Origin of the sequence: Pseudomonas sp. Irchel 3H3 (assembly GCF_900187635.1) — a bacterium.
Taxonomy (GTDB): Bacteria; Pseudomonadota; Gammaproteobacteria; order Pseudomonadales; family Pseudomonadaceae; genus Aquipseudomonas.
The window spans coordinates 58,873-75,314 of the sequence record NZ_FYEC01000009.1 but is presented as its reverse complement, the minus strand read 5'-3'; the positions used below and the strand labels follow the sequence as shown (position 1 = coordinate 75,314).

Genomic DNA, 16,442 nt, shown 5'->3' with positions numbered 1-16,442 from the left:
TGTTGATCAATCGCCGGCAGCCTTACGCGGTTTTTTTGCTGGCGTGGCTTTGCGCGCGGTTTTTTTTGCGGGCGTGGCGGCAGACTTGCCACCCAGGCTGCGTTTGAGCAGCTCGGTCAAGTCGATGACGTCGGCGGATTTGCGCGGTTCGGCACCAGGCACGCTTTCGACGTCCTCGATCTTGCCGGCCCGGGCCTTTTTCTCCACCAGGGCCATGATCTTGTCCTCAAAGCTGTCGCGGTAGTCGGCCGGTTGCCAATCGCCGCTCATGTCTTCGACCAGGCGCTTGGCCATGTCCCGTTCGCCCTTGGCCAGGGTCGGGGCGGTGACGTCGCTGCCCAGGGCCAGTTCGTCCAGGCTGCGGACCTCGGCAGGCCAGCGCAGCATCACCAGCACCAGAGCCGAATCCAGCGGCATCAAGGCGGCCAAGTGCTGGCGGGTATGCAGCACCACGTGGGTCAGGGCGACCTTGCGGGTGTTGGCCAGGGTCTCGCGCAGCAGGGCGTAGACCTTGCCTCCGCGTTTGTCGGGGGCCAGGAAGTACGGCGTGTCAATGTTCTGCAGAGGAATCTGCTCGGCATCGACGAAGGAAAAGATGTCGATGGTCTGGGTCGAGGTGGGGTGAGCGGAACGGATTTCTTCCTCGCTGAGCACCACATAACGACCTTTTTCGTAGAGCACGCCTTTGACGATGTGCTCCTTGGTCACCTCCTTGCCAGTGACCTTGTTGACCCGCTTGTAGCCGACCGGGTCCATGCTGCGGTTGTCCAGCCAGTCGAAATCCACCCCATGGGAGGCCGTGGCCGAGACCAGGGACACCGGGATGTGGACCAGCCCGAAACTGATTGCGCCTTTCCAGATTGCCCGTGCCATCGCCGTTGCCTCGCGCTGTGATGATCAGGTGACCTGCGCTGGTTGGCGAAAGTTTCCGGCGGGCGCCCGGTGGAGCGCGGTAGCAGGCAGCCTTGCAACATCTTGTCTGGGAGTATTTCCTTCACAGCGGCGAACCCTGGGCGTAGCGTGGTATCGAAGACCTTATCGGCATGACAGTGGAGGAGCTCCATCATGAGCAGGTACGTGTTGGCTGTAACGCTGCTGGCGTCGACCTTGCTGGGATCGATGGCGCAGGCGCAGGACGATCCGGACCGGATTGCCGCACTCGCAGGGCCAGGCCTGGTGGTTGCGCAGAATCTGCCGGGCGCCAGCAACAACAATCCCTACAACAACCCGATTCGCCGGGCCAACCCCAACAGCATGCAGGGCACCCGACCGGCAGCGCCGGTAATTCGCGCGCCCAACACCGTGCCAGTGCCACGCCCACCGACCCTGGATAACGGCGGCATTGGCAACGGTTATCCGCGCCCTAATGCCACCCCCGGAACAGTCAGGCCCTATGTCTCACCCGCCCCCCCTCCCAGAGACCCGGACACCAGCAACCGCTGAGGGCCCAGGGGGTAACGATCAGCAATAAAGGAAGTGTGCATGTCAGGTAAAACTCTTTTGGCGACCCTGTTGGGCAGCGCCCTGATGATCGCGCTGCCGGTGTCGGCGGCGTCCAGCCAACAGTTGCCGAGCGAGCTGGGCAGCCTGACGGTGACCCAGCTCACCGAAGGCCTGGAACACCCCTGGGCCCTGGCGTTTCTTCCCGACCAGCAAGGTATGCTGGTGACCGAACGGCCGGGCAACCTGCGTATCGTCGACCTCGAGGGCAAGCGCTCGGCGCCATTGAGCGGGGTGCCCAGTGTCTGGTCCAAGGGCCAGGGCGGCCTGCTTGACGTGGCGCTGTCACCGCAGTTCAAGAGTGACCGCCTGGTGTACCTGTCCTACGCTGAAGGCGGTGGTGCCGGGGATAAGGCCGGCACGGCGGTCGGTCGTGGCCGCTTGTCCAGGGACCTCAGGGCACTGGAGGATTTCCAGGTGATCTTCCGCCAGGAGCCCAAGCTGTCCACCAGCAACCATTTCGGCTCGCGCCTGGTGTTTGACCGTGACGGCTATCTATTCATCACCCTGGGCGAGAACAACGTGCGCGAAACGGCGCAGGACCTCGATAAGCTGCAAGGCAAAGTGGTGAGGATCTATCCGGACGGCCAGGTCCCCAAGGACAATCCCTTTGTCGGCCAAGCCGGGGTACGCCCGCAAATCTGGTCCTACGGCCAGCGCAATCCGCAAGGTGCAGCCCTCAACCCCTGGAGCGGTGAGCTATGGGAGAACGAGCACGGACCCAAGGGCGGCGATGAGCTGAACATCATCTCGCGCGGTAAAAACTACGGTTGGCCCTATGCGACCCACGGTATCAACTACTCCGGTCTGCCAATCCCCGAAGCTCGCGGCCAGACCGCCGAAGGGACAGTCGGTCCGCATCACGTCTGGCAGCAGTCACCGGGCATCAGCGGCATGGCGTTCTACGACAGCGACCGGTTCAAGGCTTGGCAGCACAGTGTATTCATCGGCGCGCTGGCGACCCAGGAACTGATTCGCCTGCAGCTCGATGGTGACAAGGTGGTGCATGAGGAGCGTTTATTGGGTGAGCTCAAGGCGCGGATCCGCGATGTACGCCAGGGGCCGGATGGCTACCTCTATGTGCTGACGGACGACCGGAACGGTGCGCTCTACAAGATCGGCCTGCAAACCGGGGATTGACTTGCTGGCGCCCCGAGGCTAATTTCCGGGCATGACTTTCACCGTATCGCGCCGCCAGCCAAGCATTATTATTACCGCCATTGCGAATTTGGCGGGCTAGCTGACGGCTGCACCCAACCCGCCCTTGAGGCGGGTTTTGTTTTTCTGTCTCCAGGGCCTGACGTACTCCAGGAGACATCAATGGACACTCCCACCGCCGGCCAGCCGCTACTGGCGCACTATGTGAAGAAGATCCTCGCCGCACCGGTCTATCAACTGGCGGTGCGTACGCCGCTGCAGGCAGCGCCCGCGTTGTCCCAGCGGCTGGACAACCAGATCCTGCTCAAGCGCGAAGACCTGCAGCCAACCTTCTCCTTCAAGATTCGCGGCGCCTACAACAAGCTGGCCCACCTGAGTGAGGCACAGAAAGCCCGCGGCGTGATCACCGCGTCCGCCGGCAACCACGCCCAGGGTGTGGCGTTGGCCGCACGGGAGTTGGGGATCGACGCCTGTATCGTCATGCCCGAGTCGACGCCGGAGTTGAAGGTGGTCGGCGTGCGTAGCCGTGGCGCGCAGGCCCTGCTGCACGGTGCCAGTTTCCCGTTTGCCCTGGAGCATGCCTTGCAACTGGCGCGCGACAGCGCTCGCACCTTCGTCTCGCCGTTCGACGACCCGGATGTGATTGCCGGGCAGGGCACCGTGGCCATGGAAATCCTGCGCCAGCATCCGGGGCGCCTGGATGCGATCTTCGTTCCGGTCGGTGGCGGCGGGCTGATCGCGGGCATCGCCGCCTACGTCAAATACCTGCGGCCGACTATCCGTATCATCGGCGTCGAGTCCGAGCATTCGGCCTGTCTGCAGGCGGCGATGGCGGCGGGGGAACCGGTGATGTTGCCGAGCGTGGGGAGTTTCGCCGATGGGGTCGCCGTGGCACAGATCGGCGCCCACGGTTTTGCCATATGCCGCGACTACGTGGATCAGGTGCTCACCGTCAGTAACGATGAGTTGTGCGCCGCGATCAAGGATATCTACGACGATAGCCGCTCGATCACCGAGCCTTCTGGAGCCTTGGCCGTGGCGGGAATCAAGCAGTATGTGGCACGCAACGCGATCCAGGGACAAACCTTGGTGGCCATCGACTCAGGCGCCAACATCAACTTCGACAGCTTGCGCCATGTCGCCGAGCGCGCCGCCTTGTGGAGCGCGTCGGCTTGAGCTTGGGTCGGCAGGGTTATTGCTGGACGGCTTTCTCGACCTTGTCGGACGCCGACCAGATGCGGTAGCGCACTTCGATGTCCTTGGGTACGTAGAGCACGATGGGCAGCTTGCTGTTGTAACGCAGCATGAAGCCATCTCCGACCACGGGCACGAAGGCTTCCGTGCGCTTGCCATCAGGGCACGCCATCAGGGTGCTCATGGGGCCGATGACTTTGTCCATCCGGTAGAACGGATAGCCCCAGCCTTCGAGGTTCTTTTCTTCGAGAATGCCACCCAGGCGTGGGTTGTTGCAATCCACGGTCAGGGTCTTGCCGGCGAGGATCTCGACCTGATAATTGTTTTCAGCGGTCAGCGGGGCGAGGTTAATGACCTGCCGGGTAAAACCCTTGTCCGCCTTCGGAAAGGGCGCGACGTCTTCGAGTTTTGTGGCCAAGGCCTGGGTCGACAGACCGGCCAGCAGCACGGCCATGACGCTTAAGTGAGAAGAGCGCATGATGCCTCCTTGCATAGGGTGGATTCGGTGAACGGGAGCATTCTTACCGTGCCGCTCGCCTAATGCAAACCGCAATGGTGGAGCTGGCAAATTGCAGGACGATTTACCGCCAATCTTGCGTTTTGCATGAGCCCAAATGTTGATGCTTGACCTAAGCTGCTGATTGGCCTACGAACTGCTGCGAGCGGTTTTAGGCATGTTTAATGCTCCATTCTTGTGAAGGAATATGAAGAGCATCATGTAAAAATAAATCTCGGGCTGCGTCCTGGCAGAAACCGGGAACCATCGCAAAGGAAAGAACCGGCCCGGCCGGCAGTGGTTGACCAAACAAACATCACTCGGTCGATAAAAAGGAGAGCCTGCTTATGTTTCTGTCTGCCCTGGAACTGCGCAATATCATTGAAAGCAGTTTTTTGCCAAAACGCTGCCAATGCACGCTGTCACCGGACTTGTCGATGACCATCAAGATCTTCGGTGATCACCAAACTGATCAGGTCGACCTCGTGGTCACCGGGATCGACGCCAGCACCCTCAATGGTTGCCGCGAAATCAACGAGCTGATTGCCGAGTTGCGCCATGACCTGGCATACAAACCTGGCACTCATGCGATCGAGCCGAAACTGCGGGCATTCTAAGCCCACGCTCGAAAAGTTCGACCCCAGATGCCCCGGGCCTGGTCTTGCAGCCAGGCCCGGGGCATTTCAGCCCTTGGTTCAGTTCTGATAGCTACAGGCGTCCGAGAGCTTCTGATAGCTGATGTTCTCCTGTTTGTCCTGGTTGTCGATGAACGTCATCTGCGCAGTGACCACTTTGCATTCCTCGGTGCTGGGTTCGGTCATCGAGATCACGTGTTTGACGTGCAGCTCCATGCCGTAGTGATAGGGCACGGGTAGCGCGGTGTTGGTGTTGTCGGCCAGCGCCAGGCCGGAGGCCCCGGTGCAGGCGAGGGAAGTGGCAAGCAGGAGGATTCGCAGGTTCATGGATAGTCTCCACAGCGGGCTTGAAGTCGGCGCGGCATTTCGGATGCCGGCCCTGCCGCGTGGGGCGTCAGAGAGCTCTGCGCGAACGCGGTCCAGTCACTGTTGGACCACAGGATTAACCGGAGGTTAAGTCGATTTGCGCTGATTTTTCGCCGGCGGATTTCCGACTAAAGTCGCCTGCCGAGCAAACAAGCCTTATGCCATCATTGGCGATCACCCGTTATTACTTCCCCCTGCATTCCCGAGCCTTGTCCGGCATGGGGTGCGCGTTATTTGTGTTGCTTGATTGACCCGTCGCACAGATGCACTGCTGGAGCTTTTTTCATGCGTCCCCCGTATTCCCTCATCACACCGCGCCCGGCTCTGGGCCTCGGCGTCCTGGCCCTGTGCGCAGGTTTTAGCACTGGCGCTCAGGCCAGTGGTTTCATCGACGACAGTCGCGCCAGCGTCGAGTCGCGTACGGTGTATTTCAACCGCGATTTTCGCGATGGCCACAGCAGCAACCCGCAAGGTGCTTCCAAGCGCGAAGAGTCCGCCCAGGGTTTTATCCTCAACCTGCAGTCGGGTTACACCGAAGGCACCGTGGGTTTTGGCCTGGATGCGCTGGGCATGCTCGGGCTCAAGCTCGACTCCAGTGCCGACAGCAGCAACAGCGGCCTACTGCCGTCCTCCGGCAGCAACCCGCGTGGCTCGGAAGACCAATACGCCAAGCTCGGCCTGACGGCCAAGATGCGTATCTCGCGCAGTGTGTTGAAGTACGGCTCCTTGTTGCCGGATCTACCGCTACTCAAATACAACGACGGGCGCCTGCTGCCGACCCAGTTCAATGGCGCCTTGCTGACGTCCAGGGAACTCAAGGACCTGACCTTCACCGCCGCCCGCCTGGACCAGTACACCGCCCGGGATTCCACCGACCAGCAAGACATCCGCGTGCACTGCAAGAACAAGCGCTACGCGTGCAATATCAGCGCCGATCACTTCGACCTGTATGGCCTGGACTATAAATTCAACGAGCGCTTGAGTGCGCAGTACCAGTACGCGGAGCTCGATGAGATCTACCGTCAGCACTTCGTTGGCTTGCTCGGTAACCAACCCATGGGCCCAGGGCTGCTCAAGGCTGACCTGCGTTTGCTCAGCAGCGCCGACACCGGCGCCGCGCGCGCCGGCAACATCGATAACCGCGCCTTGAGCGGGATGCTCGGCTATGCCATCAGCGGCCACACCTTCAGTGCCGGCTGGCAGCGGATGATCGGCGACACCTCGATGCCCTACCTGGATGGCAGCAATCCTTATCTGGTCAACTACGTCCAGGTCAACGACTTCGCCGCGGCCCAGGAGCGCTCCTGGCAGGTACGCTACGACTATGACTTCAAGGCGTTGGGCATCAATGGCTTGAGCTTTCTGACCCGTTACGTCAGCGGTGACCAGATCAAGGTGGCGGGCAGCGAGCAAGAGGGCAAGGAATGGGAGCGCGACAGCGAGCTCAAGTACGTGATCCAGGGCGGCACGTTCAAGGACCTGAGCCTGCGCCTGCGCAGCGCGACCTACCGTACCAACTACGAGGCGGTCGCCAGGGATGTAGATGAAACGCGGTTGATCCTCAGCTACAACTTTTCAGTGTTATAGGACCATGGGCAACACCGCCCCTGTTGGAGCGGGTACCCGCTTGCGGCTTGCTCGCGATGGACGTCAACGATAACGCGCAGATCCAGGATGAACGCAGCGTTCTTGAGACCATCGCGGGCAAGCCGCAAGATCCGACCAAGGTCAACGACTACTTTTTACGTGCCTTGTACATGTTGGCTTCCCGGCAGTACTCGACCAGCAAGGTTTCGTCGATAAAGTCGACATTGATAATGCTGCACTTGAGCAGCCATTCACCGTTGGGGGTGGGGCTGAACCATTCATTCAGTTCATCGGTGATCTTATTGACCCTTACGAAAGCGTTGTTAGCCCCGAATAACGGGTCAATAAGGGAAATGCCCGACGCATCGAACCAGATATAACTGGTTGCTGACAGCGACCACGGCAGCGAACCGTCTGGCGGATTGTCGAGTGTGCGGGCGATGTGTTGTTTCAGCTCACTGGGAGAAGTCAGGTCCTGGCCGCTCCAGCGGTGCTGGATCTTCGGCCAGAATACCCGTGCGTCGAATTCGGGGTGCCCCGAAGCGGCAATCACCACCCGCTGTGTGCGGCTAATGGCTTTCAGTTCAGCCAATGTCAGGTTGCGGTTCGCATAAGGGATCAGGCGCTCGCCCAGGCGACTGTTGATCGCATCGTTGAACTCCTTGAAAGCAAAACCGTTACCTTGGCTGCCCTCGGTTTGATGCACGTCGAGCAGGATGAATTCGTCGGGGTTTTTATCGAGGAAAAAATCCAGGGCCTTCACCAGATCGCTGAGCGGGCTGCCGGTTGCGGGGCCGTGAAAGGCCTCGAACTGATAAATATCTGTTCTTCTGGAGTTGGAGAAAACCCTCAGGTCCAGTGCCCGTGCACCGCTATTGAGCTGTTGGATATAAGGGCCGTTCTGGCACATGGTGTGGGAGGCTAGCACGCTATTGATTATGTTGTTGTCGGCGCTATACAAATCCATTCCCGAGTTGTGAGCTCCTGGCCAAACCAGTTGGTTAAGGGTCAAGCCGTCCATGCTCGGGGTCTTGCTCATCCATTCATGCCGGAATGAGATTTTTGCTGTGTGGGTGATATTCATATCTACACTTCCTTGAGTAGTCATGATTCCGTCCTGTCGCACCAGGCTATTTAAGGACGGCTGATGAAGTTGCACTGTGGGTCAACAACGTTTCCACTCTTCATATATGCACGCCGGGCCGCTTGGTGGGTGCAGTCTGTCATGTGTAACTTGCCAATGAGCGAAATGAGAAGAGGGAAGTTCCTAAACTAGGCTCAAGTTGCAGTGCTCGGTAGTTGCAGATTTCGCTAAGGGCCGTGGGAATTGGAGGAGGTCGTGCAGGAACAAGGCAGCGTGCCGAAACAACCTGCAGCCCGGCACTGCCCCTGGCCAGATTACCGCTTACGCGTTGTTGCGGTTCTTTTCTTCAATCCACTGCGACATGTACTGGGTGCTCTTGTGTTGGTGATGACGCAACATGCCGCCAATAAAGTTGGCCTGGCGTAACTCAAGCAGATGTTCGCGGCAATGTTCCAGGCGTGCGATCAGCGCCGGGCCATGCACGCTTTGCCGGTAACGGGCCTGCAGCAGCTTCACACCGGCATCCTGGGCCTGGTTCCAGAGGTGTTCATCCTGGTACAGGCGCACCGCGGCTGCGGCAATGGCCGTGGCACTTTGGCCAATCGCCCCGGCCCAGGGCATGTCCCCGGCCATGCCTTCGGCGCCGATGGGAGTGGTGACGTTGGGCGTGCCGCAGAGCATCGCGTCGACAATCTTGCCCTTGATCCCGGCTCCGAAACGCAGGGGTGCCAGGCAAATACGCGCGGCCGTCATCACCTGCAACGCATCCTCTGCCCAGTTCATGATGTGAAACCCCTGCGCCGGGTTGTGCAAGGCGCTCGCCTTGGGCGGCGTGTAGGCACCATAGATGTGCAGTTGCGCGCCAGGCAGTTGTTGGCGGATCAGCGGCCAGACGGCATTTTTCATCCAGAGCACGGCGTCCCAGTTCGGCGCGTGGCGGAAATTGCCGATGCTAAGAAAATGCGCACGGTCGGCGTACGGAGCCAGCGCCTGTGCCGTGGGTTCGAGCATCAGTGGACACCAATGCAGGGCACTGGGTGGCAGGCTGAAGTGCTCGACCAGCAAGCGGATCTCCACCTCGGAGATCATCAGGTTGAGGTCGCAGCGAAACAGTGCGGCAATTTCCCGCCGAGCCAGATCGGTGTCGGCCATCGCGGTGAACTCCTGGGCCAGCGTCTGGCCGAACAGCGCGGTGCCGTCATCGTGGTCGTCGCTGGCCTTGAGATGGTCCTTGAGCCGCTGGTGGCGAGCATGGCGCAGGCTTTGCAAATCTGAAGTCTCCAGGACCCGCAAAGCGTTAGGGCAGTGTTTTTCCACGCGCCAGCCAAACTGTTCTTCCATCATGAACTGGTCGAACAGCACGATATCCGGGGCCAGCTCACTGACGAAAGCATCAAAGCTGCTGCTGTTGAGCTCGATGCTGCACTCTGCGATACCCATGGCCGTCAGGTCGGCCTTGTGCTCGCCGGGGCCTGCCGGGCTGCTGAAGGTAATGTCCCAGCCCTGTTCCAGGAATGTCTCGAGAATCTGCATCACGTGCCCACTGGCGGCGGATGAGCGGGGTTCGGGCCAGACGTAACCAATAACCAGGACTTTGGTTGCGCGGGACTGACTCATGAGCGGTATTTCCTTGAAGCGGCAGGGGGGAGGGCGCGAGCGGCGTTATTAAACCACAGGGCGGTCAGCCAGCAGGCCCTTGACCTTGTCGCGCAACTGATCGATGGAGAAGGGCTTGCCGATCACGTGCATCCCGACAGGCACTTCCAGGCTTTCGGCATAACCGCTGGCAAACAAGATCGGCAGGCTCGGGCGCAGCGCGCGCGCGCGTGCAGCCAGCTCCCGGCCATCCATTTGCGGCAGGCCCACATCGGTCATCAGCAGGTCAATGAGCGTATCGCGGTTTTCCAGCAGGACCAGGGCCGCGGTGCCGCTGTCCGCCTCCAGCACCTTGAATTGCAGTTCTTCGAGCACATCAACGATCAGCATGCGCACGATGGCGTCGTCTTCGACTACGAGGATGGTGGCAGTGGTGCTGGACATAGTGACTGTTCTCGAAAAGGGCGTGGGGTGACCGGTGTCGCAAATCGACCGGCTTTTTCATCAGTAATCAGCCGGCCCCGACAAGTTCCCGGCGGGCTGAAAAAACCCTCAGGGTACGGGCCTCGACAGGATAACCCCGGTGCTGGGGAGATTGCAGCGCAATGCAGGAAAATGCTGGCTAAGCTGTCAGAAAAATGGATCCCAGACGCGATTTTGGGGCAAACTCCTTCATTTATGCCCGTCCACCAAGGCCCGCAAATGATCACTTCGTCGTCCGTTGATGAGCAAAGTTTCCGCAAACTCCTGAGCCGCAACATCGGCTTGCCGTTGGGGGTGGGCGTGCTCAGCGTGGTGTTTTTCGTCTCCCTGATCACCTACCTGATGTCGACCATCCAGTGGGTGGAGCATACCGATCGGGTGATCAACAACGCCAACGAAGCGGTCAAGCTCACGGTCGACCTGGAAACCGGCATGCGCGGCTACCTGCTGACCGGTGACGAGCATTTTCTCGACCCTTACGAGACCGCTCGGCCACGAATTGTAGTGGCCCTGCAAACCCTGCAGGAACTGACCGCGGACAACCCGGTCCAGGTCGACCGGTTGCACCGCCTGCAAGCCATGCAGGAGGAGTGGAACACCTACGCCCAGACCATGATCGAGCTACAGCGCAGCAGCGGCGACTACCGTTCTGCCGTGCGCGCCGGTCGCGGCAAGCGCCTGACCGACGAGATCCGCAAACAGTACGAAGACGTCATCGAGATGGAGCAGCAGTTGCGCACCACGCGCAATGAAGAGGTGCGTCGCACCACGCTCTGGAGCATTACGCTGTACGTCCTGTTCGTGGTCGGCATCAGCGCTTTGCTGGCCTACATTGGGCGCCGCGACTTGCTCAGCCTCTCGCGTAGCTACAGCACCAACCTGGCGGCCCAACAAAGCAGCGCCCGGCGCCTGGAACAACAGGCCTGGTTGCGCAACGGCCAGACTGAACTGGCCGAACAAGTGCTGGGCCAGCTGTCATTGAACCTGCTGGGGCGCAATATCCTGCAGTTTTGTGCGCAATACCTGGGCAGCGCAGTCGCGGCGGTCTACGTCAAGGAGGATCATGGCGGCCTCAATCGCGTGGCAACCTATGGTTTTTCCCGCGAGCAGGAAGCCGTTGACCAGCAGATCTATAACGGCGAGGGCATCGCCGGCCAGGCCGTACTGCAGGGCCGCCTGATTCGCCTGGACGAGGTGCCGGCCGACTATTTCAAAGTCAGCTCCGGGCTTGGCGACGGGGTGCCGCGCAGTGTGCTGGTGGTGCCTACCAGCGACGACGGCCGGGTCAACGGGGTGATCGAGCTGGGTTTCCTGCGGGCCCTGGACGAGCGTGACATCGAGTTGCTCGAGTTGATTGCCGGCAACATCGGCACCTCGATCGAAGCGGCCCGTTATCGCCAGCGCTTGCAGGAAGTGCTGGCCGAGACCCAGCAACTCAACGAAGAGCTGCAGGTCCAGCAGGAAGAACTCAAGACCGCCAACGAAGAGCTGGAAGAACAGTCGCGGATTCTCAAGGAGTCCCAGGCCCACCTGGAAACCCAGCAGGTGGAACTGGAGCAGACCAACGAGCAGCTCGCCGAGCAGGCCCAAACCCTGGCCGAACAGCGCGACGCCATGGACCTGAAAAACACCGAACTGAACCAGGCGCAGGTCCAGCTCGAGGACCGTGCCCAGGAGCTGCAGCGCTCCAGCAAGTACAAGTCCGAATTCCTCGCCAACATGTCCCACGAATTGCGCACGCCGCTCAACAGTTCGTTGATCCTCGCCAAGTTGCTGGCGGAAAACCCCCAGGACAACCTCAGCGCCGAACAGGTCAAGTTCGCCGAGTCGATCTACTCCGCCGGCAATGACCTGTTGAACCTGATCAACGACATCCTCGACATCTCCAAGGTCGAGGCCGGCAAGCTCGAGATACGCCCGGAGAACACCAGTGTCGCGCGCCTGGTGGACGGCCTGCGCGGCATGTTCGAGCCGCTGGCGGTGGACAAACACCTGGCGTTCAACGTCCACCTGGACTCGGACGCTCCGACGCTGCTGTTCACCGACCGCCAGCGTGTGGAGCAGGTGCTGAAGAACCTGTTGTCGAACGCGATCAAATTCACCGAGCAGGGCGAAGTCAGCCTCAATGTCAGTCTGCAGCCAGGGGGCGCAATAGCCTTTGCCGTGCGCGACTCGGGGATCGGCATCGCCAGCGATCAGCACAGCAGTATTTTCGAAGCGTTCCGCCAGGCCGATGGCACCACCAACCGGCGCTACGGTGGCACCGGGCTGGGGCTGTCGATCTCCCGCGACCTGGCAGCGTTGCTCGGCGGCTCGATCACCGTCAGCAGCGAACCGGGGCAGGGCAGCCTGTTTACCTTGCTGTTGCCCGAGCAGTACGTGGAGCGTGACGAGAACAGCGTCGAACTGCCGCCACCGGCGTCGGTCGCCTTTGTCCCGGCGGTGCCGGTGGCACGTCCGGCCGCGATCATCGAGGCGCAGATCCCGCGCTTTGCCGATGACCGCGCCAATGCGCCGTTCAGCACCCGCTGCATCCTGGTGGTGGAGGATGAGGTCAACTTTGCGCATATCCTCTACGACCTGGCGCATGAACTGGGTTATCAGTGCCTGGTGGCCCATGGTGCCGATGAAGGTTACGACCTGGCCAGCGAGTTCCTGCCCGACGCGATCCTGCTGGACATGCGCCTGCCGGACCATTCCGGGCTGACCGTGCTGCAGCGCCTCAAGGAACACGCCGAAACCCGCCACATACCGGTGCATGTGATTTCGGTCGAAGACCGGGTCGAGGCTGCGATGCACATGGGCGCCGTGGGCTATGCGGTCAAGCCGACCACGCGCGAGGAACTCAAGGACGTGTTCGCCCGCCTGGAGGCCAAGCTGACGCAGAAGGTCAAGCGCGTGCTGCTGGTGGAGGACGATGACCTGCAGCGCGACAGTATCGCCCGGCTGATCGGCGACGATGACATCGAAATTACCGCCGTGGGCCTGGCCCAGGAAGCGCTGGACCTGCTGCGCAACAACATCTATGACTGCATGATCATCGACCTCAAGCTGCCCGACATGCTCGGCAATGACCTGCTCAAGCGCATGTCCACCGAAGACATCTGCTCGTTCCCGCCGGTGATCGTTTATACCGGGCGCAACCTGACCCGCGATGAAGAGGCAGACCTGCGCAAGTATTCGCGGTCGATCATCATCAAGGGCGCGCGCTCGCCGGAGCGGCTGCTGGATGAAGTGACATTATTTCTGCACAAAGTCGAATCGCGGTTGTCCCATGAGCGGCAAACGATGCTCAAGACCGCGCGCAGTCGCGACAAGGTCTTCGAAGGGCGCAAGGTGCTGTTGGTGGACGACGACGTGCGCAACATCTTCGCCCTCACCAGCGCCCTGGAGCACAAAGGCGCAATCGTGGTCATTGGCCGTAATGGTCGTGAAGCGATCGACAAACTCAATGAAGTCGAGGACATCGACCTGGTACTGATGGACGTGATGATGCCGGAAATGGACGGCTTCCAGGCCACCGTGGAAATTCGCAAGGATCCGCGCTGGCGCAAGCTGCCGATCATCGCCGTCACGGCCAAGGCCATGAAGGACGATCAGGAGCGCTGCCTGCAGGCGGGCGCCAACGATTACCTGGCCAAGCCCATCGACCTGGATCGCCTGTTCTCGTTGATTCGCGTGTGGTTACCGAAGATGGAAAGAATTTAGTGGAGCGCAATACTGAAATCGAACTGCGGCTGCTGATCGAAGCGATCTACCTCAAGTACAGCTACGATTTTCGTGACTACTCGGGCGCCTCGATCAAGCGCCGGGTCAATCACGCCCTGCACCAGTTCGAATGCAAGACCATTTCGGCGTTGCAGGAGCGAGTCCTGCACGATCCGGCGGCGTTCATGCAATTGCTGCAGTTGCTGACCATTCCGGTCAGCGAGATGTTTCGCGACCCGGCGCACTTCCTGGCGATTCGTCAGGAAGTGGTGCCCCTGCTGCGCACCTATCCCTCGATCAAGATCTGGATTGCCGGCTGCAGCACGGGCGAGGAGGTCTACTCGATGGCGATCCTGCTGCGCGAAGAAGGCCTGCTGGAGCGCACGATCATCTACGCCACCGACATCAATCCGCGCTCCCTGGAAAAGGCCAAGCAGGGGATCTTTTCCCTGGAGAACATCCGCGCCTATACCCGCAACTACCAGCAGGCCGGCGGGCAGAGTTCATTCGCTGACTACTACACTGCTGCCTACGATTACGCGATTTTCGACAAGAGCCTGCGTGACAACGTGACCTTTGCCGATCACAGCCTGGCAACCGATAGCGTGTTCTCAGAAACTCAATTAATTTCGTGTCGTAACGTATTGATTTACTTTAATAAAAAGCTGCAGGATCGCGCCTTCGGATTGTTTCATGAGTCGCTCTGTCACCGCGGTTTCCTGGTGCTGGGCAGTAAGGAAACCCTCGACTTTTCGAGCTACAGCAAACAGTTCGAACCCCTGGTCAAACAAGAACGGATCTACCGTAAAACATGAAAACCGGCTTGTTGAGCAACGCTCCAGCCTCGCGGGTCGAGGCCATCGTCATTGGCGCTTCCGCCGGTGGCGTGGAGGCGTTGTTGAGTATTTTCGGCAAGCTGGGGTCGGGTTTTGCCTTGCCGATCATTGTCGTCCTGCACCTGCCGGAGCAACGGCGCAGCCAGTTGGTTGAGGTCATTGCGCGGCGGGTGGCGATGCCGGTGGTCGAGGCGCTCGACAAGGCCGTGATCGAGGCCGGCACCCTGTACCTGGCTGCACCCGGTTATCACCTGTCGGTGGAGCAGGATCGCAGCTTGTCCCTGAGCCTGGAGGAGCGCCTGCACTATTCGCGGCCAGCGATCGACTACCTGTTCGAATCCGCTGCCGACGCCTATGGCCCGGCCTTGCTGGCGGTGCTGTTGACCGGCGCCAACCAGGATGGCGCGCGGGGCCTGGCGCACGTCAAGCGCCTGGGCGGGTTGACCGTGGTCCAGGACCCGGCCGAAGCCCAGGTGGCGACCATGCCCGACGCGGCGCTGGCCCTGCAGCAACCCGATCACATTCTCACCTTGCACGGCATCGGCCGTCTGCTTGTCGAGCTGGAAGGAACCTCATGCTAAGTACTATCCAGGCCAAATTGCTGATCGTCGACGATCTGCCGGAGAACCTGCTGGCCCTTGAAGCGCTGATCAAGCGCGAAGATCGCGCGGTGTACAAGGCGCTGTCGGCCGATGAAGCGCTGTCGCTGCTGCTGCAGCACGAGTTCGCCCTGGCCATTCTCGACGTGCAGATGCCGGGCATGAATGGCTTCGAGCTGGCAGAACTGATGCGCGGTACGGAAAAGACCAAGAACATTCCGATCGTGTTTGTCAGCGCCGCCGGACGCGAAATGAACTATGCCTTCAAGGGCTACGAAAGCGGCGCGGTGGACTTCCTGCATAAACCCCTGGATATCCACGCGGTGAAGAGCAAGGTCAACGTGTTCGTCGACCTGTTCCGGCAACGCAAGGCAATGAAACTGCAGGTCGAAGCCCTGGAGCAAAGCCGTCGCGAGCAGGAAGCCTTGCTCAAGCAGTTGCAGACCACCCAGGGCGAACTGGAGCAGGCAGTACGCATGCGCGACGACTTCATGTCGATCGTCGCGCATGAGGTGCGCACGCCGTTGAACGGGCTGATCCTGGAAACCCAGTTGCGCAAGATGCACCTGGCCCGCGACAACGCCGCAGCCTTTACCCTGGACAAGATGCACGCGATGGTCGACCGCGATGAGCGGCAGATCAAAAGCCTGATTCGGCTGATCGAAGACATGCTCGATGTGTCGCGGATTCGCACGGGCAAGCTCTCCATCCGGCCCAGCCACTTCGACCTGTCACAACGGGTGGCTAACCTGCTGCAGAACTTTGCGCCGCAGGTGGAGGCCGCCGAGTGTTCCATCAGCTTCATTGCCGAGCATCCGGTAGAGGGGCACTGGGACGAATTCCGCATTGAGCAGGTGATTTCCAACCTGCTGACCAACGCCTTGCGGTATGGCGGCAAAGGCCTGATCGAAGTCCGTGTGTACAGCCAGGATGGCCAGGCCCGGGTTGAAGTACGCGACCGAGGAATCGGCATCAGTGAAGAGAACCAGCAGCGGATATTCCAGCAGTTCGAACGGGTTTCGGCCAAGACCGTAGTGGCGGGCCTGGGCCTTGGGCTGTTCATTTCCGAGCAGATAATCGCCGCCCATGGAGGTTCGATCAGCGTCGAGAGCCGGATCAACGAGGGCGCAATGTTCCGGGTTTGCCTGCCGCTCTAGTAAAACAGGCAAAATAAACGCAACCTCTGCAGCGATGCAGGGT

The 16,442-nt window shown here is 60.5% G+C and carries 13 protein-coding genes and 3 pseudogenes; 10 read left to right on the top strand and 6 right to left on the bottom strand.

Annotated features, from left to right (window positions below; all coding sequences use genetic code 11):
• Positions 1-6: 6 nt before the first annotated feature.
• Positions 7-873: a Ku protein gene (locus CKW24_RS12525; RefSeq protein ID WP_095168333.1), complete on the bottom strand. Its 867-nt coding sequence runs from the start codon at positions 871-873 to the stop codon at positions 7-9.
• A gap of 192 nt (positions 874-1,065) precedes the next feature.
• Here CKW24_RS12525 and CKW24_RS12520 point away from each other — a divergent pair, with 192 nt between their 5' ends.
• From CKW24_RS12520 to ilvA, 3 genes and pseudogenes are all read left to right on the top strand, one after another.
• Positions 1,066-1,443 carry a hypothetical protein gene (locus CKW24_RS12520; RefSeq protein WP_095168331.1) on the top strand — a complete coding sequence of 126 codons (378 nt, stop codon included), beginning with the start codon at positions 1,066-1,068 and terminating at the stop codon, positions 1,441-1,443.
• Between the two features lie 39 nt (positions 1,444-1,482).
• A complete protein-coding gene (locus CKW24_RS12515; RefSeq protein WP_095168329.1) occupies positions 1,483-2,640 on the top strand; it encodes a PQQ-dependent sugar dehydrogenase in 1,158 nt (385 codons plus the stop codon).
• Positions 2,641-2,820: 180 nt separating this feature from the next.
• Positions 2,821-3,816 (top strand): annotated as a pseudogene (ilvA, locus tag CKW24_RS12510) (threonine ammonia-lyase, biosynthetic); the annotation flags it as partial.
• Positions 3,817-3,850: 34 nt separating this feature from the next.
• On the opposite strand, the gene eco reads toward ilvA, so the two are convergent.
• The gene (eco, locus tag CKW24_RS12505) at positions 3,851-4,330 is read right to left on the bottom strand and encodes a serine protease inhibitor ecotin (protein ID WP_095168325.1); all 480 of its coding nucleotides are present in this window, start codon (positions 4,328-4,330) and stop codon (positions 3,851-3,853) included.
• A 365-nt stretch (positions 4,331-4,695) separates the two neighbouring features.
• Here eco and CKW24_RS12500 point away from each other — a divergent pair, with 365 nt between their 5' ends.
• Positions 4,696-4,965, top strand: a complete 270-nt coding sequence (locus CKW24_RS12500; RefSeq protein WP_095168323.1) for a DUF1652 domain-containing protein — start codon at positions 4,696-4,698, stop codon at positions 4,963-4,965.
• Positions 4,966-5,043: 78 nt separating this feature from the next.
• Here CKW24_RS12500 and CKW24_RS12495 read toward each other — a convergent pair whose 3' ends face one another.
• Positions 5,044-5,310 (bottom strand): DUF2790 domain-containing protein, encoded by a 267-nt coding sequence (locus tag CKW24_RS12495; RefSeq protein WP_095168321.1) that lies wholly within the window; start codon positions 5,308-5,310, stop codon positions 5,044-5,046.
• Positions 5,311-5,634: 324 nt separating this feature from the next.
• Between CKW24_RS12495 and CKW24_RS12490 the strand changes: the two genes are divergently transcribed.
• Positions 5,635-6,936 (top strand): OprD family porin, encoded by a 1,302-nt coding sequence (locus CKW24_RS12490; protein ID WP_095168319.1) that lies wholly within the window; start codon positions 5,635-5,637, stop codon positions 6,934-6,936.
• A gap of 148 nt (positions 6,937-7,084) precedes the next feature.
• On the opposite strand, the gene CKW24_RS12485 is transcribed toward CKW24_RS12490, so the two are convergent.
• From CKW24_RS12485 to CKW24_RS12475, 3 genes are all read right to left on the bottom strand, one after another.
• Positions 7,085-8,020, bottom strand: a complete 936-nt coding sequence (locus CKW24_RS12485; RefSeq protein WP_095168317.1) for a phospholipase — start codon at positions 8,018-8,020, stop codon at positions 7,085-7,087.
• A gap of 321 nt (positions 8,021-8,341) precedes the next feature.
• Complete coding sequence (locus CKW24_RS12480) at positions 8,342-9,637, bottom strand: glycosyltransferase (protein WP_095168315.1); 1,296 nt, start codon at positions 9,635-9,637, stop codon at positions 8,342-8,344.
• A 48-nt stretch (positions 9,638-9,685) separates the two neighbouring features.
• A complete protein-coding gene (locus tag CKW24_RS12475; RefSeq protein WP_095168313.1) occupies positions 9,686-10,060 on the bottom strand; it encodes a response regulator in 375 nt (124 codons plus the stop codon).
• Positions 10,061-10,318: 258 nt separating this feature from the next.
• Between CKW24_RS12475 and CKW24_RS28650 the strand changes: the two are divergent.
• The 5 genes and pseudogenes from CKW24_RS28650 to CKW24_RS12455 all read left to right on the top strand — a co-directional run.
• A pseudogene (locus CKW24_RS28650) lies at positions 10,319-12,488 on the top strand (CHASE3 domain-containing protein); the annotation flags it as partial.
• Positions 12,489-12,577: 89 nt separating this feature from the next.
• Positions 12,578-13,807 (top strand): annotated as a pseudogene (locus CKW24_RS28645) (response regulator); the annotation flags it as partial.
• On the top strand, positions 13,807-14,622 hold the full coding sequence (locus CKW24_RS12465) for a protein-glutamate O-methyltransferase CheR (protein WP_095168311.1): 816 nt from the start codon (positions 13,807-13,809) through the stop codon (positions 14,620-14,622). The pseudogene CKW24_RS28645 and the gene CKW24_RS12465, both read left to right, overlap by 1 nt.
• A complete protein-coding gene (locus CKW24_RS12460) occupies positions 14,619-15,224 on the top strand; it encodes a chemotaxis protein CheB (RefSeq protein WP_095168310.1) in 606 nt (201 codons plus the stop codon). Before CKW24_RS12465 ends, CKW24_RS12460 begins: the two co-directional genes overlap by 4 nt.
• Positions 15,218-16,399, top strand: coding sequence for a hybrid sensor histidine kinase/response regulator (locus CKW24_RS12455; protein ID WP_095168308.1), 1,182 nt, complete (start codon positions 15,218-15,220; stop codon positions 16,397-16,399). Before CKW24_RS12460 ends, CKW24_RS12455 begins: the two co-directional genes overlap by 7 nt.
• Positions 16,400-16,442 lie beyond the last annotated feature (43 nt).